This window comes from uncultured Shewanella sp. (genome assembly GCF_947501225.1).
Classification (GTDB): Bacteria; Pseudomonadota; Gammaproteobacteria; order Enterobacterales; family Shewanellaceae; genus Shewanella.
This window is the reverse complement of the sequence record NZ_CANMUW010000003.1, coordinates 51,568-73,393: the sequence shown is the minus strand read 5'-3', so window position 1 is coordinate 73,393 and position 21,826 is coordinate 51,568. Positions and strand designations below refer to the sequence as shown.

General features: G+C 47.8%; 21 protein-coding genes. 9 read left to right on the top strand and 12 right to left on the bottom strand.

What is annotated here, in order from left to right:
• Positions 1-231 precede the first annotated feature (231 nt).
• The 6 genes from ubiA to Q1B47_RS05810 form a co-directional block, all read right to left on the bottom strand.
• The gene (gene ubiA / locus Q1B47_RS05835; RefSeq protein WP_299790064.1) at positions 232-1,092 is read right to left on the bottom strand and encodes a 4-hydroxybenzoate octaprenyltransferase; all 861 of its coding nucleotides are present in this window, start codon (positions 1,090-1,092) and stop codon (positions 232-234) included.
• Between the two features lie 83 nt (positions 1,093-1,175).
• Positions 1,176-3,341, bottom strand: a complete 2,166-nt coding sequence (gene uvrD / locus Q1B47_RS05830) for a DNA helicase II (RefSeq protein WP_299790061.1) — start codon at positions 3,339-3,341, stop codon at positions 1,176-1,178.
• Between the two features lie 121 nt (positions 3,342-3,462).
• The gene (locus Q1B47_RS05825; protein ID WP_299790058.1) at positions 3,463-3,816 is read right to left on the bottom strand and encodes a RidA family protein; all 354 of its coding nucleotides are present in this window, start codon (positions 3,814-3,816) and stop codon (positions 3,463-3,465) included.
• Between the two features lie 714 nt (positions 3,817-4,530).
• Entirely contained in the window at positions 4,531-5,466 is a 936-nt protein-coding gene (locus Q1B47_RS05820) for a stomatin-like protein (RefSeq protein ID WP_299790055.1), read from the bottom strand.
• Entirely contained in the window at positions 5,463-6,425 is a 963-nt protein-coding gene (locus tag Q1B47_RS05815; protein WP_299790052.1) for a slipin family protein, read from the bottom strand. Before Q1B47_RS05815 ends, Q1B47_RS05820 begins: the two co-directional genes overlap by 4 nt.
• A 90-nt stretch (positions 6,426-6,515) precedes the next feature.
• Complete coding sequence (locus Q1B47_RS05810) at positions 6,516-6,977, bottom strand: NfeD family protein (protein ID WP_299790049.1); 462 nt, start codon at positions 6,975-6,977, stop codon at positions 6,516-6,518.
• 416 nt (positions 6,978-7,393) lie between these two features.
• Between Q1B47_RS05810 and Q1B47_RS05805 the strand changes: the two genes are divergently transcribed.
• Positions 7,394-8,146 (top strand): ion channel protein Tsx, encoded by a 753-nt coding sequence (locus tag Q1B47_RS05805; RefSeq protein WP_299790046.1) that lies wholly within the window; start codon positions 7,394-7,396, stop codon positions 8,144-8,146.
• A 101-nt stretch (positions 8,147-8,247) separates the two neighbouring features.
• On the opposite strand, the gene udp is transcribed toward Q1B47_RS05805, so the two are convergent.
• Positions 8,248-9,006 (bottom strand): uridine phosphorylase, encoded by a 759-nt coding sequence (udp, locus tag Q1B47_RS05800; protein WP_299790043.1) that lies wholly within the window; start codon positions 9,004-9,006, stop codon positions 8,248-8,250.
• Between the two features lie 421 nt (positions 9,007-9,427).
• Here udp and Q1B47_RS05795 point away from each other — a divergent pair, with 421 nt between their 5' ends.
• Entirely contained in the window at positions 9,428-9,649 is a 222-nt protein-coding gene (locus tag Q1B47_RS05795; RefSeq protein WP_299790040.1) for a YdcH family protein, read from the top strand.
• 70 nt (positions 9,650-9,719) lie between these two features.
• On the opposite strand, the gene Q1B47_RS05790 is transcribed toward Q1B47_RS05795, so the two are convergent.
• Positions 9,720-10,184, bottom strand: a complete 465-nt coding sequence (locus tag Q1B47_RS05790) for a hypothetical protein (RefSeq protein ID WP_299790037.1) — start codon at positions 10,182-10,184, stop codon at positions 9,720-9,722.
• A gap of 222 nt (positions 10,185-10,406) precedes the next feature.
• Between Q1B47_RS05790 and Q1B47_RS05785 the strand changes: the two genes are divergently transcribed.
• The 4 genes from Q1B47_RS05785 to Q1B47_RS05770 all read left to right on the top strand — a co-directional run bounded on the left by Q1B47_RS05785 (position 10,407) and on the right by Q1B47_RS05770 (position 14,996).
• Positions 10,407-11,240: a mechanosensitive ion channel family protein gene (locus Q1B47_RS05785; protein WP_299790035.1), complete on the top strand. Its 834-nt coding sequence runs from the start codon at positions 10,407-10,409 to the stop codon at positions 11,238-11,240.
• A 462-nt stretch (positions 11,241-11,702) separates the two neighbouring features.
• Positions 11,703-12,728, top strand: a complete 1,026-nt coding sequence (locus Q1B47_RS05780) for an outer membrane beta-barrel protein (protein WP_299790032.1) — start codon at positions 11,703-11,705, stop codon at positions 12,726-12,728.
• 361 nt (positions 12,729-13,089) lie between these two features.
• On the top strand, positions 13,090-14,031 hold the full coding sequence (locus Q1B47_RS05775) for a LysR family transcriptional regulator (protein ID WP_299790029.1): 942 nt from the start codon (positions 13,090-13,092) through the stop codon (positions 14,029-14,031).
• Positions 14,028-14,996 (top strand): LysR family transcriptional regulator, encoded by a 969-nt coding sequence (locus Q1B47_RS05770; protein ID WP_299790026.1) that lies wholly within the window; start codon positions 14,028-14,030, stop codon positions 14,994-14,996. Before Q1B47_RS05775 ends, Q1B47_RS05770 begins: the two co-directional genes overlap by 4 nt.
• Before the next feature lie 4 nt (positions 14,997-15,000).
• Here the strand turns inward: Q1B47_RS05770 and Q1B47_RS05765 are convergent, their stop codons facing one another.
• The gene (locus Q1B47_RS05765) at positions 15,001-15,882 is read right to left on the bottom strand and encodes a radical SAM protein (RefSeq protein WP_299790023.1); all 882 of its coding nucleotides are present in this window, start codon (positions 15,880-15,882) and stop codon (positions 15,001-15,003) included.
• 441 nt (positions 15,883-16,323) lie between these two features.
• On the opposite strand from Q1B47_RS05765, the gene Q1B47_RS05760 reads away from it, so the two are divergent.
• Positions 16,324-16,569: a hypothetical protein gene (locus Q1B47_RS05760; RefSeq protein ID WP_299790020.1), complete on the top strand. Its 246-nt coding sequence runs from the start codon at positions 16,324-16,326 to the stop codon at positions 16,567-16,569.
• A gap of 131 nt (positions 16,570-16,700) precedes the next feature.
• On the opposite strand, the gene Q1B47_RS05755 is transcribed toward Q1B47_RS05760, so the two are convergent.
• From Q1B47_RS05755 to Q1B47_RS05745, 3 genes are all read right to left on the bottom strand, one after another.
• A complete protein-coding gene (locus Q1B47_RS05755) occupies positions 16,701-17,156 on the bottom strand; it encodes a GNAT family N-acetyltransferase (RefSeq protein ID WP_299790017.1) in 456 nt (151 codons plus the stop codon).
• A 125-nt stretch (positions 17,157-17,281) separates the two neighbouring features.
• On the bottom strand, positions 17,282-18,835 hold the full coding sequence (locus Q1B47_RS05750) for a DHA2 family efflux MFS transporter permease subunit (protein WP_299790969.1): 1,554 nt from the start codon (positions 18,833-18,835) through the stop codon (positions 17,282-17,284).
• 48 nt (positions 18,836-18,883) lie between these two features.
• Entirely contained in the window at positions 18,884-19,942 is a 1,059-nt protein-coding gene (locus Q1B47_RS05745; RefSeq protein WP_299790014.1) for an HlyD family secretion protein, read from the bottom strand.
• 97 nt (positions 19,943-20,039) lie between these two features.
• Here Q1B47_RS05745 and Q1B47_RS05740 point away from each other — a divergent pair, with 97 nt between their 5' ends.
• A complete protein-coding gene (locus Q1B47_RS05740) occupies positions 20,040-20,969 on the top strand; it encodes a LysR family transcriptional regulator (RefSeq protein WP_299790012.1) in 930 nt (309 codons plus the stop codon).
• A 115-nt stretch (positions 20,970-21,084) separates the two neighbouring features.
• Positions 21,085-21,813: a YebC/PmpR family DNA-binding transcriptional regulator gene (locus Q1B47_RS05735; protein WP_299790009.1), complete on the top strand. Its 729-nt coding sequence runs from the start codon at positions 21,085-21,087 to the stop codon at positions 21,811-21,813.
• The last annotated feature ends 13 nt before the right edge of the window (positions 21,814-21,826 follow it).

Sequence of the window (21,826 nt, the reverse complement as noted above, 5' to 3'; positions counted from 1 at the left end):
ACCCAAGCAGATTTAGATTAAATATCGAACAAAGTATAGGCTAACTTACTGAAGAGTTCAGTTACAGATAAAAGTATTACGGATAACATGAGCCGAAGGTGAGAAAAAGAAGCCTTGCCTTCAGGCTTCTCTCAATTCACACAGGCGAGTTCACAATCGAGGCAGAGGAGAAAGACAAACGGGCCCATCGCGGTAAAAATTTAAATAACAAACTAATAATAAATGAAATTATTAAATAAGGTAATCAATACCGAGGGCGACAAACAGGGTTAAACCGGCCCAGTTATTATTGAGAAATGCCTTAAAACAGGGGGCACGCTCACGTTCATGGATCAGCTTCTGTTGATACATGCTGAAGCCGACGAAGGTGATGATACCTAATCCATAGACCAGGCCGCGATCCGCCGCCCAACCCGCAGTAACGAAGCAAGCCAGCGCCGCTAACTGAAACAGACCGATGATCTGCCTGTCATATCTTCCAAACAGGATAGCCGTCGACTTAATGCCGACCTTGAGATCATCATCCCTGTCCACCATGGCATACATGGTGTCGTAGGCCACCGTCCAGCACCAATTAGCAGCAAACAGCCACCAGGCTTCGGCCGGGACCTCACCTGTTTGGGCTGCATAGGCCATGGGAATAGACCAGCTCCACACGACACCGAGAAACATCTGCGGCATGTTAGTAAAGCGTTTGGTGAAGGGGTAGATGATGGTCAAGATGATGCCGACGAAGGAGAGCTTGACCACCAGCGGATTTAACATCAGCACCAGGCCGAAGGCAAACAGCCCCAGAACGGTAAAGAGGATCAACGCCTCCCTTACTGTTACCTCTCCACTGGCAAGCGGTCTGGACTTAGTCCGCTCCACATGCGCGTCAAGGTCGCGGTCTGCATAATCATTGATAATACAGCCACATGCACGCATCACTACCACGCCGAAGATAAAGATGGTCAACACCTTCAAATCCGGCATGCCACCGGCGGCTAACAACAAGGCCATCAAACATGGCCATAGCAGCAGTAACGTGCCTATAGGGCGATCCATACGGGCCAAACGCAAATAAGTGTCTAACTTATCCCTTAAACTCATTTCGAGGCTCTCCTAATACCGCTCTGGCCTTTAATCAATTATCACTCCATTATGACTGACGTTCACCAGCATTCAAATGGTTTCTAACAGGTCTCGAGTCTGGCATAGGCAACCACCAGCCATTTACTTCCGACATCGAGAAAATTTACCTGTACTCTGGCCTGTGCACCACTGCCTTCGGTACCGGTAACCCTGCCCTCACCAAACTTAGGGTGCATCACAGCCTGACCAATCTTAAAACCTGAGTCATTAGCGACCGCGCTTTGTGAGAATGAGGTCGTTGCCCTTTGGGGAGCCGTCACCTGTGTCTTAAGACGGATCTCCTCGACATGATCGGTTGGGATCTCCTTGATAAAACGTGAAGGTCTGGCAAAGTTCTCCCGACCGTAGATCCGACGGGTTTCGGCGTAGGTAATATAGAGCTTCTCCATCGCGCGGGTCATTCCCACGTAACACAGGCGTCGCTCCTCATCGAGTCTGTCACCCTCATCCATCGCCATCTGACTCGGGAAGATCCCCTCTTCGACACCGGACATAAATACCACTGGAAACTCCAGCCCCTTGGCTGAATGCAGTGTCATCAGCTGAACGGCATCGGTAAAGGCATCGGCCTGCCCCTCTCCCGCCTCGAGTGCGGCATGGGACAGGAAGGCACTGAGTTCCCCCATATCCTCGCTGTCTTCAGGCATGATGAAGGTGCGTGCGGCGGTTACCAGTTCATCCAGGTTTTCGACACGTGAGCGAGCCTTCTCCCCCTTCTCCGCTTCATACATCGCCTTGAGACCCGACTCCCTGATCACATGATCTGTAGCGCGGTGCAGTGTCATCTCATCTGTGTCTTGTTGCATCTCGACGATAAGATCCATAAAGCCACGTACCGCGTTAGCGGCGCGGCCACTCAGTAACTTCTCCTCTAGCGCACGCAAGCAGGTCTGCCAAAGGGTTAGCTCCTGCTGACGAGCCGTTGAACGCAGGATATCCAGCGTTCTACCACCTATGCCGCGCGTAGGTGTGTTGACCACACGCTCGAACGCGGCATCATCGTCTTTGTTATTGATGAGACGCAGATAACTCATCGCATCTTTAATCTCCTGGCGCTCGAAGAAGCGCAGGCCACCATAGATTCGATACGCTAACCCCTTATGCAACAGAGCCTCTTCGAGTACCCGAGACTGAGCATTAGAGCGGTAGAGGATCGCACAACTACTGAGATCTCCGCCCATATCGTGCCAATCGTTGATTCTGCCGACGATGAATCGTGCCTCATCCATCTCATTGAATGCACAATAGACAGAGATCTGCTCACCATCTTTATCTTCGGTCCAGAGCTTCTTGCCCAAACGTTCAGGGTTGTTGGCAATGAGCTCGTTGGAGGCTTTGAGGATATGGCCCGTCGAACGATAGTTTTGCTCCAGGCGTATGGTCTCAGCCTTAGGGAAGTCTTCGAGGAACTTATGCAGATTCTCTACCTGTGCCCCGCGCCAGCCATAGATGGACTGATCATCATCACCGACTATCATCACGTTGGCACTATCACCGGCGAGTACACGGATCCAGGCATACTGAATGGCGTTGGTATCCTGAAACTCGTCGACGAGAATATTTTTAAACCTCTCCTGATAGTGCTGCAGCACATGCGGCTTATTGAGCCAGAGTTCATGGGCACGCAGTAAGAGCTCGGCGAAATCGACTAAGCCAGCCCGATCACATGACTCCTGATAGATCTGATAGATCTGCAGCAAATTTTGCTCGATAGGAAAACCACCGGCATCGATATGCTTAGGGCGTAACCCCTGATCTTTCTTACCATTGATATATCCCTGAGCCTGACGGGGGGGATACTGCTTCTCGTCGAGATTAAGACTCTTGAGGATCCGCTTAATCAGGCGCAATTGGTCATCAGAGTCGATGATCTGAAAGGTTTGAGGCAAGTTAGCATCTTGGTAGTGGGTTCGCAGCAGACGATGAGCCAGGCCGTGGAAGGTGCCTATCCACATGCGTCCCATGTTGCTGCCGCTGACTTTTTCCACACGTTCACGCATTTCGGCGGCCGCTTTGTTGGTAAAAGTCACCGCTAAAATTGAATATGGACTCTGCTGTTCAACCTGCATTAACCAGGCAATTCTGTGGGTTAGCACCCGAGTCTTGCCACTGCCGGCGCCCGCCAAAACCAACATGCTGGATTGCGGTGCCGCTACAGCTTCACGCTGCTTATCATTCAGGCCGTCTAGTAAAGAAGATACGTCCATTCTTGCCTCCAAAAAATCGAGGAGGCAGTATAGCAGGTGCGGGGGATGAGATCCTAGATCCTAGAGCCTGGAACCAAGGTACGAGGTTCCAGGGGCTAGGTTCCAGAATCTAAAATCTGCTTTAACTTTTCTCAGCCGCCACCACAGAGATCTCAACTAACAGGGCTTCTCTTGCCATCTTAGCCGCGACGCAGGCACGCGCCGGAGCGTGGCCATCGGATACCCAGGCATCCCATACCGCGTTCATCTCGGCAAAGTAGGACATATCTTTGACGTAGATGGTTGCCGATAAGATGTGCTCTCTGTCGCTACCCGCCTGTTCAAGTAGGGCGTCCACCTTGTCGAGCATGGTTTGAGTCTGCTCTGTGATCCCCTGCTCGGCATCTTTACAGACCTGACCGCACAGGTAGATGGTGCCGTTATGCTTTACGATGCGGCTCATACGCGTACCGGTTTCAATACGTTCTATTGTCATTCTTGTCTCAATTCATTTTTGGGGGAATTCGATGGAAGGCATAGTAACGCCCAACGGCGTTTTAAGCGAGTGAGTTTGCTTAATCGCTAAAGTGAAGTAAGCAAGAACTTTGTATAAAGATCTTGCTCAGCATACGCCATCCCTTCTTGAATATACTCAGTGGGGTTGATATAGCTTAATCCTATCGACAATTCTCTCTCTGTCGTCCGGTGAGAAACACCGCAAATCACACGATATCTTGTTATTGTCACCGCCATGGAAGCATAAGTGCCTCAACGGAAAGTGTGTAAACCTGGGCATTTTCACTTTGGTAATTTGTTGCCAGCTCAGTTCTCGTCGCTTTCCACTGGCCTGATACTTTACCCCAACATAGTCCACCTCAAGTTCATGTCGCCAGGGGCGACACCGCAACCTAAGGTAAACCAGTGAGATGAGCTCAAAACAGAAGATACCAATAGCGCTTCCTACAGCCACTTTTACTGCATGGATATTTGTTGCTTCACCGCTGACAAGCCTCGCGCCGACTATTGCACACAATGCAAAATAAAGGTTCTGGCTTACCCAGTACCACCCATACTGAAAGGGCGTTTGGCTAATTTTCATCGATGAACTCCATTTCGTAAGCAGGCCAGCTATCCTTAAATACTATCCTTAGATACCAGGTTTAATACTATTACTAAAATAGATTGGCCTGCTCTCAACCTATGTGCCAGCTTAGGACTTACTCTCTTCAAGACCTATGCTGTCCATCCAGTGAGCGAAGTCCATCATGTTGCCCGGTAGCACCACTCTGCTACCGCCGCTGCTCAAGCCATCGAGTTGCTTAAGGTATTGCGCACCGAGCTGCATACGGACCACATTCTTACCACCGGGCGCCGCGATAACGGTAGCCATCCGCTCTATGGACTCGGCGGTGGCCTTGGCAATGGTTAAGATCTCCTCGCCTTTACCTTCGGCTTCGTTGATGCGCTTTTGCATCTCACCCTCGGAGAGATTAATCATCTCGGCTTTAACCCCTTCGGAGCGGTTGATCTTACTCTGCTTATCACCTTCACTCTTCGCCAGCAATGCACGGCGCTCACGCTCTGCATTCACCTGCATCTCCATGGCATTTTTCACCGTTTCCGGTGGGGTGATATTTTTAATCTCATAGCGATGTACGCGGATGCCCCACATGGCACCCGCCTGGTCGAGCACCTCTACCACCTTGGCACTGATCACGTCACGCTCTTCGAAGGTACGATCCAGATCCAGGGTTCCTATCACGGAGCGGGTGGTCGTCTGAGCCAGTTGTATCGCTGCATAGCGATAATCTGTAACCCCATAGCTGGCCTTAACCGGATCTACGACCGAGATATAGATAACCCCATCGACCTCAACATTCACCTCATCGCTGGAGAAGCACTCCTGAGGAGGCACATCGATAGTCTCCTCTTTAAGGTCGTGAATATACGAGACCTTGTCTACAAAGGGCACTAAGGCGTGAAAGCCCGCATCCAGGGTAGAGTGGTATTTACCGAGACGTTCTACGATATAGGCAGATTTAGTCGGTACCAAACGAATCGATTGAAACAGTTTAATAATAAATATGGCAAAGATAAGCCCCCAGATACCTAGTACGATTAGATCTGTATTAATTCCCGCGATCATGAGCGACCTCCTTTCACTTGCTTTGAACTAAGTGGGTTTGAACTTGTAGAGCCGCTACTCACGGCATGAGTCACCTGCTCCATGCCTTCGAAGAAGCCCTCCAGCTTTGCCATCTCGGCAGGAACGACGGACACATCCGCTTCGTTGAGTATCTTTCCTACCTGACCGATAAACTGCTCCTTAAGCTGCATATTCATCGCCTCATTACCTCCATCGAGTGCCAGTGCGGTAGAAACCATCTCCATCCCCTCGGCTTTCGCCTTAGCGATAATACTGATCTCCTGTGCCGTACCTTTAGCCTCGTTGATCCGCTTCTGCTTCTGTCCTTCGGAGATGTTGATCGCCTCCTGGCGTTCACCCTCTGAGAGGTTAATCATCGCGGCCTTTTCTGCATTCGCTAAGGTGATCTCCGCGCGCTTACTCCGCTCGGCTTCCATCTGCTTCTCGAGTGTGTGTATCACCTTCCGGGACGGCGTAATATTCTTTATCTCATAACGCAGTACCTTAATTCCCCAGGGATCTGAGGCTTTATCGATCTCACGAACGATAGATTCATTGAGTGTCTCCCGCTCGGAAAAGGTCTGACTCAATGACAGCTTACCTATCTCGGAACGCATCGTCGTTTGAGCCAGATTTACCGCCGCGAGACGGTAATCTTCAATTCCGTAACTCGCCAGCTTGCCATCCATCACCTTGAGATAGACTAAGCCATCGACCTCAAGCTGAGTGTTATCTTTCGAGATACAGCTTTGTGGCGGCACATCTAATACCTGCTCGCGGATCTCATGTTTATAGGCCACGCGGTCGAAGAAGGGGATGAGGAAGTGAAACCCGGGTTGCAACACGACCCGAAATTTCCCTAAACGTTCGATCACATTGACCTCACGCATAGGCACGATTAATAACAGCTTATAGAGAATAAAAAAGACAAACAGGACAAAGATTGTAAATACAAACATAGATTCCTTCCTTAACTTAAACTTACCAGCACTAACTTAGCCTGACTGAAAACCAGGCTACTTTTTATTTACTTAATGAAACGATGTGAATCAGGTTTGATCGATACAGGGCTCAACAACCAGAGCAATATTATCCCGGCAGATGATACGAACGCGGGTTCCTGCCGCAATTTCGCTACCATCACCGAGCGCCGACCATTCGGTCCCCTGAAACTCTATCCGCCCCTGATGTTGCGCAGGACCTATGGTCTCTTTAACGACGGCGATTTGATTGTAGATATCCAATTGCTCATCGGTATTATCCACGTGAGAGTCTCCGCCAACCAATTTTTGCGTAAGCTGCCTGAAACTTAAAAGCAGGACGATAGAAACGATGAACCAGAGAGTCAGACTCTGCACGACTCCTTCGACTAATCCGATAGCCAGTGCGGAGGCGACAACAAGGCTGGCAGCACCGAGCAAGATAACGATTCCCCCCGGAATAATGATCTCCGCCAGCATCAATGCCACTCCGATACAACCCCAGATAATGATGGGATTTGATAGCTCCATATTTCCCCCTGAAATGTGAGTATCCGTCAACCCACTATATCAGTTGTTGCTCGCCTCTGCGACATAATATGTCACAAATCGTTTCCTGTATATTATAAAACTCAATCGAAGCAGATAGTTATTACCTTTTCGAAAACGCCTATTTCTCAATGTTTGGTCACTTTTTCGATACCGCCCTCTTCAGGAACTTCTCCCTGTTAATAACGAAATAACCGATTTAAGCCGGATTTCTGCCAATTTATCTCAAAACGGCAACAAACCCTTTGAATAATAGTAGCTTTATGAATATATTCTCCGCCCTATGAGCCTGATGCTCAATTAAGCTCCACCCTACTCCGAAACGATATATGCAACATAGATTGCAAAGAGTGTAATAGATAGCGGCCCGTTGGCCGCATTAATAAAAAGGTAATGAGATGAACAAGAAATGGCTTTTACTCGCGCTTCTCGCCACACCACAGGCGATGGCCGACAATATGATTCACTGGTGGGATGCCAGCGTGACCGCACTCTATGGTGAAAATTACGACCTGGCACCGTCCGATAAACAAACCACTTTCACCTTCGAAACAGCCGGCGGGTGGAAATACGGTGACTGGTTTGCATTTCAGGATCTGATCTATTTCAACGGTTCCGACGTCAGCAGTGACAGCACCACCTACGGTGAGATCTCGACTCGCTTCAGTGCCGGTAAAATTTCCGGCAAAGAGATCGGCTTCGGTCCCGTAACGGATCTGTCTCTGGCCATGACTTTCGAAGAGGGTGAAGGACCGGTCAAGAGCTTCCTCTACGGTCTGGGCATGGACCTGGCTATCCCTTACTTTAGCTACTTTCAGCTGAACACCTATCGCCGTCATGCCATCAGCAGCGGCAATATCAGTGATGGTTGGCAGTTAACTCCCGCCTTTAGAATGGACTTTCCCGTGGGCAATTCGAACATAGTATTCGATGGTTTCTTTGACTGGGTATTCTCCGCCGATGAGCAGGGCTATGAAGAGAACTTTCACTTCAACCCTCAGCTGAAATATGATCTGGGCGCAGTTATCTTCGGTAGCCACAAGAAAAACAAATTCCTTGTCGGTGTCGAATACGATTACTGGAAAAACAAATACGGTGTGAAAGGGGTAGACCAAAACACCTACTCGGTTATCGCTAAGTATCACTTCTAAACGAGTTAATGGGTAAATAGTTTTATCCCGTTTTCCTGATTGACAAATCAGATCAAAAAAAGGCGCCTCAGGCGCCTTTTTAATAACTGATATCTTTTGGGTTAAGCCAGAAGTTTCTTCGCTGCAGCGACGACGATAGATACGGCGCTCACTTCAGTCTTCTTCATCGTAGCTTCATCAGGGATCTCTTGCTGTGTACGGTTTACAATCACACCCGCAACACATGCCGCGCGCCAACCTTGCGATGCACACATGGTAAATAGCGTCGAAGATTCCATCTCGTAGTTAAGCACACCAAGATCCTGCCACTCTTGCATCATGCCGCGGTATTGGCGCGTTACACGACCGGAAACGGTATCGTAACGGTCTTGACCAGGGTAGAAGGTATCTGAAGAGGCTGTGATACCGATATGTGGCTCCAGACCAGCTTCACGGGTTGCTTCAACCATAGCCGTAGTACATTCGAAGTTAGCAACGGCCGGGTACTCCATAGGGGCGAAGTGCAGGCTTGCACCATCGAGACGAACAGAAGCCTGAGTTACAATAACATCACCCACATTCACTTGAGGCTGGATAGCGCCGGTTGTACCGACACGCAGGAAGGTAGTGACACCCAGTTGAGCCAGCTCTTCAACCGCGATAGAGGTAGAAGGTCCGCCAATACCGGTAGAGCATACAACTACAGGCTTACCGTCGATATAGGCAAGGTAGCTTGTATATTCACGATGGCTGGCCAGGAACTTAGCCCCTTCCATCAACTCAGCAATTCGCTTAACACGCTCAGGATCACCAGGCACAATCGCCAGGTTCGCCCCATCCAACATCTCTTTGGTCAACCCCAAGTGAAATACATCTGACATTATGAAAACCCCTTTCAATTTTGATAAAAAAAATTCTTCTGTTTGCGACTTTAACCTAGTATCGAAGGCAAAAAGGTTAGATGGATCACACTTTATTGGGCGGCAGGTAAATGTTTTGATGTAATGCAGTTACTAAAACAGTTCATCTGCATTAACAAACTGCGCCGCTCAAAAACGCCTTGATCACTCACACATACAGATATTGACTCAGTACCAGTATAGGTGGCTTTGAAAAATAAGGAGTTATACCTGTATAACTTTATCTTCCCCCCGACTTATCTGAGTTAATTGTTCACTGCAGGCTCCACATCTCGCAGATATTTTTCATAGATGATTAATTATTGAGCTCCATCACATTTGATGGATTCAAAGCACGCTACTTTAGAGATAAACAAAATAAAAAAGGAGGGAGATCGCAACTATGTTTCCGGAATACAGAGCGCTCATCACCAAACTAAAAAGCGAAGATGCACACTTTCTAAAGACATTTAATAAGCACAATGCCTTGGATGATGAAATTAAGGAGTTAGAGCAACATAGCTCCAGTGGCTTTACCAATGAGATCCATGAGCTCAAGATAAAGAAGCTTCACCTTAAGGAGGAGATACACACGATTTTAAAGAATTCACCACAACATATTTAACTGCGAAAACAATACTAGATATAAAAATGGGCAATTAAGCCCATTTTTTATGTGACAAGATAGTTTCCCTCTACCTCAAGGCCTTTATGAGTGCGGCACTGGAGTCGAAGGTACTCACATTCACCACCTTAAGGTGATCTAATGTGATAAGGGTTGCCTGATCCTTTGCAGAAGGCAACAAGCGAGTCGTTTCTCCCTCTCTATCCAGCCCCATGGAAAAAGGAAGGTCTTTCATTTGAGGAATAGCGACAAACTTAGCAATCAGTGAGGGCATACCACTGATGTCTGCGACGTAAACCAGCGAATCGTTAGCTTGTTTCTGCTCTGCCGTGAGCGTTTCCAACGCCTCCTTAATGATATCTCCGCCTTTCATGTTGCGGCTAAAAAGCAGTGTCCGGGTACCTTCTGAAACAGTGATCTCATTTTCAAACTGATCCTGAAGTTGTATTTGAGAGATCAGATCTCCCTCAACATAAGATGATGCCTGAGCAAAGCTGGTCAACAAGGTACAGATAACAAATAACAGGGTTCGCATGCTTTCATTCCTAGCTGGGTCTTGAGTTCAATCAGCACAGTAACTTACTCCGCTTAAAACCACATTAAAAATATGGATAATTCATGATCCTCTTCACGCAGAATCGACGTCGACAAATAAACATAAAAATCTTCTCAGAAAATTCAACAGTTTTGCTACCAAAGTAACTAAAATTCAGTAAGCTACTCACTATTCAAGTGATGTTATTTAAAGGTAGATACCATGAAGGAAGATCAACTCGCGCAAGAGCTGCAGCAACTGCAAAATGTCTACACCTTGATCACCGAGTTTCTTGTTCAATACAGTTTTCGCCTGGTCGGTGCATTACTGATCTTTCTTATCGGGCTGTGGCTCGCCTCCAAGGTCGCGAAACTGGTAACAAGGCAGTTTGAAAAACATGATATCGACATCACCCTAAGCAACTTTGTCAGCAACTTAGTTCGCATCCTAATCATTGCCATGGTCGCCATCATTGCTCTGGGGAAATTGGGGATCAGTGTCACACCTATGATCGCCGCCATCGGTGCGGCCTCATTGGGAGCAGGTCTCGCGATTCAGGGAATGCTCTCTAACTACGCCGCCGGCATAACCATCATAGTGACCCGCCCTTTCATTATCGGCAATACCATCACTGTTAAAGAGGTTACAGGTGTTGTGCAGGATATCCATCTGGGCATGACAGTACTGACGAATGAAGAGGGGGAGAAGATCAGTATCCCCAACAAGCATATTGTCGGAGAGATACTACATAACTCCTTTGCCAATAAATTGGTAGAGACCAAGTTTAATATTAACTATCAATCGGATCCTGAGGAGGTGGTTACGCTGGCGAATCAGGTGTTGGCAGATAGCCCAAATGTGAGTCAGGACAAGCCACCCCATATAGGTATCAATGGCTTTAACAACGTAGGTATCGAGATTGGTGTTCGCTATTGGGTCCCCACCCGAAGCTATTATCAAAATAAATACCAAACAAATCTGGCCATTTATAAGGCGCTGCACACAGCAGGAATCGAGATCCCTTGTCCTGTGAGAGAGGTCCATATAGAGAGATAGCCTGCTTACCTATGACACTACTCCTGAGCAGTTAATAAGAGCTCAGGAGTAATAGCCGTACGAAGCCGCCACACTTAAACCTTCCCCCCTGCAATGAATCAGCAATATTCACCAAACAAATGAAATATATATCCTCTATGGTAGCGATAGCATAGGTCATGAACTAAGGGCAAAAACGTAAACAGGTCAAAAGTGGTTAAGAATAGAAGTTAAGCCTTTGAAAAAAACAACTTAGCTACCTAGACAACTGTCACACCGGGAGAAACTACTCGCTCTAATCTACAAACCTACTTCACTCTCAATCTTAATTTAAGCTTAATATATACAATTAACACCGAAAAACATAAGCCAAACGAATAATCGTTATAAGCGATGCTCTATCGCTCAATTATCAAAATCTCTTCAAAATGCCCCCATCAAAAACATAAATGATTTTTAAATTTTCATTAGGGAGCACAAAAAATGAAAAAATCTATTCTAGCCATCGCATTAATGAGCTGTTTCTCATACGCAAATGCAGCTGACATAGACAACACCTGGTACATAGGCGCGGGTGCAGGCCAGAGCAACTTCGAGTCTGTCGATTCTGTAAGCAATCTGGGTGATGACAGCGACTTTGCCTGGAATGCGGTTATTGGTTACCAGCTTAACAAATACTTCGCTATCGAAGCTGGCTGGCAAGATCTGGGAACTAACGATGATCTTCATATGCGATATGGCGAAGGTGTTACCCACGGTGAAGAGATAGATATAGATGGCTTCACTCTTGGCCTGGTAGGGACGTTACCACTCAACGAAAAATGGTTCCTTACCGGTGAAGCGGGCGCCTATCAATATCACTTGGCCCACCAAATGAGCGCCAATAAATATGTCAGTGCTACCGACACCGCAGGCTATATGGGAGTCGGTATAGGTTATAACATTACCGATTCACTCGCGGTTTCGGCTAAGTACCGCCGCTTTATCGATATCGATGAATCGGCATGGAATACCGCAAACATGGATGCACAAACTGTTGGCATTCAACTGACTTACCGTTTTGGGGTTAAACCAACCCAAACGGCAGTCATACTCCCCGCTGTTATCAAAGAGACTAAGCCAGCTCCTTGTCCTGAGCCTGTTTATGAGACTAAGGTGGAGAAGAGCAGCGTTGCCGTATTATTTGGATTCGACTCTTCAGAGTTGAGTCAGACAGCAAAAGCGAAGCTGGATGAGGTCATTCGTATTTCCCATAAGAATGATAGTGATGTCATCATGCTAAAGGGGCAGTCCGACAACCAAGGCGATTCTGCATACAACCAAAAATTATCAGAGTCACGTGTTCAGCACGTTGAAAATTATCTGGTTTCTCACGGCCTGGAAGTGAAGAAACTGGAGAAACAAGCATCGGGTGAGCAGAACGCCCATGCCAACTCTCTTAAGGAGCGGGCTTTGGAACGTCGAGTGATCATCACTCTTACCAGTGAAACACAAGTGATTGCCTCTTAATCTCCAATTTAAGTGGTTACTTGTAGGGCTATGGATGGCCCTACAAGTGCCGGCGCATGAGATGTCAACTTTAAGGACCCGGCAGGCTCAGGGAATGGGCAGGTGACATCGAATCGTCGACACAGAAAAGTAAGACATGGAAAATTAGTCATGGAGCGGAGAAAGGATTCAGACAAGGAAGCGCTCAAGCAAGGAGTACGGAACACTCATTTATCTGCTTAATCGGACTACCTGATTAAAACAAAGTTTGTGACCCCTGAGGCCAAGGATGGCCTTTTTTCCACCAATCCTTCTATAGATGTAACCACCCAATTCGTTTATAGTCAGATAGTTACTGACAAACTGCCTCTTGAGCTGCACTATGCCATCAAAAAAAAGCTTCGACCAACTCAAAGATTGCGATCTTAATCTGTTGATCGCACTATCCGTATTGTTAAAAGAGGCTCATGTCACCAAGGCGGCAAAAGCGTTAGGCTTATCTCAATCGGCAATGAGTCAGGTGCTAAAACGTCTGAGGCTGCTATTTGAAGACCCTCTGCTCGTCAAGGGACATAACGGGATGACGCTGACCAATAAGGCACTATCTATCGAGCAAGAGTTGAAGCCACTGCTTTACCGAGCCGTCGAACTATTAGAGGGAGATGAGTTTAACCCTAAGACGGCACAGGGAAGATTACGCTTTATTATGAACGATGTGATGGCACAGATGTGCATCACTCCGCTGATATTACGCATGCAAGAGGTTGCTCCCCATCTGGAAATTGAATATATCTCACAACAAAGAGATGCATTTAAGCTTCTGCGAAGGGGTCAGGTTGATCTGGTTATCGGTTTTTATGACACGGTGCCAAAGCCACTTTGTAGTAACACCATAACGAGTGCATCATGGCAGCTTGTCTCGTTGCACCAAGATGCAGATAAGCAGATGGCCAATGGGCTGGATAGCAGCTCAATAAAATTACTCAGATATCAATATCAAGAGCATAATCAGATACATGTAATTAACGCTCTGAAGAAGATTAATGCTGAAGAGGCCTCCTACGCCCTCACGTCGGGCTCTCTAAGCACTATGATACAGGCTCTTCGAACGAGAGATACTGCCACCTTGATCCCACACTTTTCGACAAGCATATTACCAGAGTTCGACGCAAGGGATTTTAATTGGTTAGGTGATCCAATCGAATTGGAGCTTAAAGTATGCTGGAATGAACATGTTCACAACGCCGAGCTGCATCACTGGTTCAGAAAAGAGCTGGCAGAGATAATAGCAACACAACTGAAAATGGCGAGGAACTCCCTTTGAATCCAGCAGTTCTGAAAACAATCCAGGGTTGCGACCTCAATTTACTGCTCAACCTGGCGGTATTGATCGAAGAGCAAAGCGTGTCAAAGAGCGCCGAACGGCTCGATATCTCACAACCCGCCATGAGTCAAAACTTAAAGAAGCTGCGAAGCCTGTTCGACGATCCGCTTTTTATCAGGCATGGACAGGGTATCAAGGCCACAGATAGAGCACTGGCTCTACTGCCCGATCTACGTGAATGGTTACAGATGAGTAGTCGGCTCATTTTGAAAGAGCCATTCGAACCCTCTGAGAGCCATGGCGTTATCCGCATCGCCTTTATGGACGATCTGACTCAACTCATGATCCCTAAGATGCTAGATAAAATAACCAAAGAAGCGCCAAATGTTGAACTGGAGTTCATTGATAAACCTAAAGATATGTTCTCTCTGCTTGAGTCCGGTGAACTCGACCTAGCTGCCGGAGGCACCGAATCTCCGCCCGCCAACATCTATGGACGTCGCCTTAATGAAGATCAATATTGCGCGGCCTTCACCAGAAGCCATCCACTCGCCCAAATTGAGAACCCGACCTTAGCGCAAATCTTCTCCTACGAAACGGCTGAGTACTCCTCTTCAAACTTAGTGGAGGTTGAGATTAACCGCTTAGTGCAAGCTCAGCAGCTACAGCGAAAAACAAGCTTTATCGCCAGCTCGATGGAGGTGATGTTACATGGGCTCATGGCCGGAAAACATGTCGGTTTTATCCCCCAGAGGGCACTTGAGTATCCTCAATGGCGTGGAAAGCTCGTCGGCGTCTCTATTGATCCGTTCCCCCCTTTAGAGAGTACGCTATATTGGCACGCACGAGTGCACAGAGATCCATTAATCCAGTGGTTCAAGGAGCACTGTCTTGGCATCACAAGTTCACTCAAAGATGAAGGGACACTTATCAAGCCCGGTCCGATAAAAAGTAAGCCCCGATAAAAGATTAAAGCCCGCGCTGCCACTCCAGCCTTAAGCCGCTTGAATGCGGCTGAGTCATGGCCTGCTCCACTTCGGCTAGCAGGCGCTGCTTGTCTTTTCCTAAGTTCCCTTTGAGAACCAGATAGTTTGAAGCATGATCCGAACGAAAAACCGTTTTATTCAGTTTCAGATGCGTCAAGAGAGTATGCATTTCGACGAATAAGCCATGTTGGTCCGGTAGCTGAAACCGGCCGTCGAAGCTGGCATCCATACGCTCACTCCCTAATGGCAGTGTGACCACCAGAGTAGAGAGGTACTCGGGCTGAGCGGCATTCATTAACTTAGCCGAGTTGATGGCATGCTGTTGTGACAGTTCGGTGCCACCGAGCCCATTTAAGATCATCACCGAAGATTTAATTCCTGCCCTTTTTATCTTTTTCAACGCGGCGAGCGACGACTCGAAGGTTTCACCCTTTTCTATCCGTTTCAGCACCTCATCATCACCACTTTCGCAACCGATGTAGAGCAGGGATAATCCGAGTTCTCTGAGCCTTGACAACTGCTCAGCACTCTTATTTCTAAGATTTCTCGGCAGACAATAACTACTGATGCGGGTAACTTCTGGCAGGTGCTCACGGATAAGCAAGCAGATAGCCTCGAGCCTGTCGAAGGGGAGGCTCATCGCATCACCATCGGCAAGAAACATCCGATGAACCGAGCGGCCACTGTTGGCAACACTCATAATATCGGCTTCAATCTTATCCAGCTTCTGCGCCCTGAATCGCTTCTGAGGAGCGGTATACATGTCGCAAAAGCTGCAACGATTCCAGCTACAACCGTTAGTCACCTGCAAAATGAGTGACTTCCACTCCGATGGCGGACGAAACAAAGGCTCGATATAGTTCAAGAGGAGCTCTCCGATGACAGGAATAATCAATAAATCATAAATGAATAGCTATCCTTAGATCCACAATCCATACCCGATTTCCACAAACAGCTGGCTAGGGACTCGAGTCAAAGCTGCTCACACGCGAAAAGAGCAACAAACAAACTCCACATCAAATACTTACAACATTGCAGATGTTTTTTTTGCCGCCTCTGAAGCATTGAATATTACCACCCACTAATATAGAAAAATACGATGAAGTGTGAGCGAAGTCCCATGTTTAAGCATTAGCTACTTAAAAATAGGTATCTATTGACCTAGTTCAATTTTTGCCCTGAAACTTTTTGTTAACATGCATGAGTTTTCAGTTTGCATGACTTTTTTTGCAAACTCACCATTTCTCATTTGGGAAAATCATGAAAAGACAGGCGCATCGGGCCTGCATGCGTGAAGATAAGAAATATGCAAATAGCACAACAATTGCAAGACAGAAGAGGGGCAGAACTGCATCATGACGTTCATTGGGACGCTATGACCGCAGAACAAAAAATAGCCCTATATAACCTGCACCGATTTGGTTATCGGCTGTTGTTTGTCCGCCATCTGCACTCCGGACCTCTGGCTGTGATCTCTCAACAAAATCATCTGGCAACGATAAGTGCCCATGGTGAAGTGGATTACAGAACAGATATCCAACTACGAGACTAAACCTCAACAATTTGTCGGGGAATTTCTCAAAAAGGAGCACCCAAGGGTGCTCCTTTTTTTATTATGATGTTCAGAGTGTGACGAAATGGCGTATTAAGAAGGTGCTCTACTCTCGCCGAGCGAGAGCACTTTTATACCGTTCGGAATAGCATATCAAGATGTGGGATCCCATCTTCAAGATAGACTTCAGAGACCGGCTCAAAACCAAGCTTTTGATAGAAATCCTTGAGATACTCCTGGCCACCAAGCTGGATATTTTTCCCGGCCCAATAACTCTCTGTCAACCTGATGGCTTCTGTCATCAATGCATACGCCACACCGCCCCCTCTTGCCTGCTCGGCAACGACAACCCGCCCGATACTGGCGTCTGTATAACTGACTCCGGGCGCGAGTAATCGTGCATAAGCCACAATCTCTCCGGCATCATTTCGTCCCAGCAGATGACGGGTTTCAATATGGCGATCCTTCTCATCTAATTCTGGGTAGGGGCAGTTTTGCTCAACCACAAAAATATCTACCCTAAGTTTCAGTAACTCATACAGCTCGTCTACCGAAAGCTCATTAAATGTCAGAACGCTCCACTGCATATCATCTCCTCTTTTTGAACGATGACAGAAATTAAAAAATCAGTGTAACATCACTAAGGTCAAAGAGGCATCGCGGGTTATTTCAAATAAAATAACCCGCGATGTCACTGGGAATAACCAGTCTGTTAATCGCTGCCCCTCCTTATCGAGAGCACAGCCACAACGGCGATAAGTAACAGGGCCGAGATGATAAGAAAGACATCATTATAGGCACTGATATAAGCCTGTTGCGTCATCAATTGCCCCAGCATCGCATTGGCCTGCGCCGAAGCGGTAACCGGATCTGATCCCGCCAGAGTCAATGCATCTGCCGTCTGCATCAGATAACCATTAGCCATAGGACTCACGGCGGGCAAGGTCTCTTTAATATGTGCCAGGTGCTCTCTGGAGAGGTTATCGGTCAGCGTAGACACTAAGGCAATACCAAATGCCCCGCCTAAATTACGCATCACATTGAGCACAGTCGAGGCTGAAGCGTTTTCATGGGGCTTGATATGCATGGTCGCAATGATACCGATAGGCACCAGGATAAAGGGCTGACCCAAGGCACGCACTATCTGCGAAGCGATCATCTGATCGCCGGCATAATCTATGGTCATATGGCTGTTCATATAGTAACTCAAAGAGAACATCAGAAAACCAAATGCCGCCAGATAACGCCCATCGAAACGCTCAACCAGTTTCGGCACAAGGGGCAACACCAGTAACTGCGGAAACCCCATCCACATGATCACCTCACCAATCTCCAGCGGACTATAGTCATGGATCTGCGACAGATAGAGAGGGATCAAATAGATAGCACCAAAAAGCGCCATCCCTAACAGAAAATATGCCACCGTCGAGATAGCGAAATCTCTCTGTCCCAGCAGCCTCAGGTTAACAAGGGGAGCACTCTTCTTAAGCTGAATATAGATAAACAGGGCTATGTTGATCACGGCAATAACCGAGAGATACTGAATGAGCTCGGACCCGAACCAATCTTTGCGGTTGCCCTCCTCCAACACCACCTCTAAGCAGCCCATTCCGATGGCCATGGTGATGATACCGGAGAGATCCACACTCTTTAACTTGTCCCAGATGATCCCCTTGCTCTCCAGGCCATAGGCGAGCATCGCCATCACGATAAGCCCCGGAGGCACATTGATATAAAACAGATAATGCCAACTAAACTGCTCGGTTAACCAACCTCCTAACGTGGGACCGATAGAGGGAGCGAAAGTGGCCGTGACCCCAAAAAGGGCCATGCCCACGCCGCGTTTATCGTCGGGAAGAAACTCGAGTATCAAGCGAAATGCCAGGGGGATAAGTGCGCCCCCGAAGAAACCCTGCATCGCCCGAAACGCGATCATCGACTCTAAGTTCCATGAGATCGAACATAACAATGAAGCTAAGATAAAGGCCGATGTGGTCCATAGCAGGTAACGGCGCACCGACAAGCCCTGACTCAACCAACCGGACAGTGGAATCGCTATCATCTCGGCAACCAGGTAAGCGGTCGCTATCCATGAGCCCTCCTCCAGGGTAGCGCCTAAACTCCCCTGGATCTCTTTCATCGATGCATTGGTGATCTGAATATCCAGGATCGCCATAAATGCACCGATCAGCCCGCCAAATACCGCGATCCAGGATCTGCGACTACCGCGCTCATAACCCTGTGGCAGAACCTTAGGCTCAATCATGCTTTGAGAGCCGTAGCCAACCTCATGAGTAACAATGGTACTCATCTGTTAGTGACCACGGTTGGCGGCAATTGCACTATCGAGCGGTAACGCACTTGTATCGACCTTAACGATGGCACTCAGACCAGGTACGACTCTCTCCCGCTCATCACCGAGATCCAATCGGATCCTAACCGGAATGCGCTGAACGATCTTGGTAAAGTTCCCCGTCGCATTCTCGGCGGGTAGCAGACTAAATTTGGCACCGGACGCCGGCGATAGACTATCGATGATACCTGTAAAGGTTTTGTCGGGAAACGCATCGAGATTGACCTGAACCGACTGGCCGGGCTGCATATGTTGGATCTGGGTCTCTTTGAAATTAGCCGTGATCCAAACAGCCCCATCCGGTACCAAACTGTAAAGTGCTTGTCCTGGCTGAACGTATTGCCCCTTCATGGCGCCACGCTTGCCTATCACGCCTGAAAACGGCGCCCTCACTTGTGTATCTGCTAACTGGATTTTGGCCAGTTCTAACCCTGCCCTCGCCTTTACGACATTCGCATCGGCCTGTAACAGTTGCGCATTAAATACGGCAAGCTCCCTTTGCTTAGCAACCAAAGCCGCATTTGCTTCGTCAAGATGCGCTACTGAAGACTCGAAACTCGCCTGCATCTGATCTACATCATCCTGGGAACTATAATTCTTCACCTTTAACTTCTTAGAACGGTTCAGCTGTTGCTCCGCCCTTAACCTGTCCGACTCTGCCGCAGCGACTCCAGCCTGTGCCTGAGAAATCAATGCATGTTGCAGCTCGACTTGTGCCGAGAGGGTTTGCAACTCGGCCTGCGAACTATCCAGCTCAGCCTGACTCTGGGCTAGCTTAGCTTCATACTGGTTATCTTCCAGTTGAGCCAACAACTGACCGGCTTTAACATGCTGGTTATCGGTAATCTCTGTCATCACTACATAACCGGGAACCTTGACGCTGATATGCGAGATATCCGCTTCCACATAGGCATTATTGGTCGACTCGATAAATCGAACTTGCGTCCACCAGTAATAAGCACCACCAGCAAAGGCTGCAAATATCAGTGGCACTGCAATGAATAATTTACTCTTGGACATATATGACTCCTTGATTAGTGCCCTATAGTCTACTACTGTCTTTATTAGTTTATTAGATAGTTAAAAATCAACCGACTGTTTCACAGGTGTAACAATCATGGATCTTAATCGCGTGCAGATGTTTGCTCAGGTCGTCGAACAGGGCAGTTTTACCGGGGCAGCAAAAGCCTTAGGATTAACTAAGGCCACTGTCAGCCGAAAAATTGCCGAGCTGGAAGCCGACGCCGGTGTACAACTCCTTTTTCGTACCACCAGGTCGCTAAAACTCACCGAAGCAGGTTCAGCCTATTACAATCGGGTTCAACATATTCTTATCGATCTGAAAAATGCCGAAGATCAGCTCAGCGCCAGCCAACAACAGATCAAGGGAAAGCTTAAAATAGTCTGCCCCATCGAGATGGGACAGCTTTTTTTCGGCAAGATCTTTGCCAGATTTTTAAAGGCATACCCTGACATATCCATCGAAGCGGAGTTGAGTAACCGTAAGGTAGATGTGATAGAGGAGGGAGTAGATGTTCTGTTTCAGATAACCAGCAGCTCCGATAGCCGCTTGCAAACCTATTCACTGCTCAATACCACTAAGACCCTAATGGCCAGCCCTGAGTATCTTGCACAATACGGCACACCACTTACCCCGCAAGCACTCAATAAGCATAGGGCGGTCAAGTTAGAGTCGGCTCATATCGATGGCAGCTGGACACTGTTCGACGGAAAAGAGTGGATCACAGTAGAGCCCGAGGCTCAGCTGGTCGTGAATAATGTCACTCTGGCCAGAGAGGCGGCGATAGAGGGGCTGGGGATCACCTCGGTGCCCACCCTGATAGCCCGGCAAGCCATAGATGAACACCAGCTGATTCCACTGCTGGAAGACTTCCCTATGGCACAGACAAAAATAACCATGAGCCTGCCACAGCGTGCCTACCTGCCCGGAAAGTATCGTGCCTTTATTGAGTTTATCTACAGGACGATGAGCGAAAACCCCGATAACCATCTGCTGGAGATCCCCGACTTCGTCTCGTTAAAGTGAGATTTTCCTGGCTTAAAATCAAAGATTCTTAAATTAAAAAGCGCATCCCTGCAAAAAGAGGGATAAAGCTGCTAACATTGCAGGCAATTTTTTAAGCTTAATGAGATAAGGCAAGATGGGAAGAGCATACCAAAACCGCAAAGAGTCCATGGCTAAAACTGCTGGCCAGAAAACCAGACTTTACTCCAGATACGGTAAAGAGATATACGTTTGCGCAAAAAATGGTGGTTTCGATCCTGAAGGCAACCTTCCACTCCGTCAGATGATCGCCAAGGCTAAGAAAGATCAGGTACCGGCTCATGTTATCGAGCGTGCCATCGAAAAAGCTAAGGGTGGCGGTGGTGAAGACTATGAAACTGCACGTTACGAAGGGTTTGGCCCAGGTGGGTGCATGGTCATCGTCGACTGCTTAACCGACAACGGGAAGCGTACCTTCACCGAAGTACGTCAGGCATTCGTAAAAAATGATGCTAAGCTGGGTGGCCCGGGCACAGTTGGTCACATGTTCGACCATCAAGCCGTTTTCGTCTTTGCCGGCGAAGATGAGGAGGAGATCCTTGAGATCCTGATGATGGCAGATGTAGACGTTACCGATGTCGAAGTCGAAGATGGCATGATCAGTGTCTATGCCCCTAATACCGAGTTTTACAAGACTAAGACGGCATTGACCGATGCTATGCCAGAGGTGAACTTCGTTGTAGAAGAGATCACCTTCGTGCCTCAGACCATGACTGAAATTGACGATCCAGAAGTGATCGAACAGTTAGAGAAGTTCCTGGCGGCCCTCGAGAACTGTGATGATGTGCAGAACGTCTACCACAATGCAGAGCTTCCCGAAGATTAATAACTAAATCAGC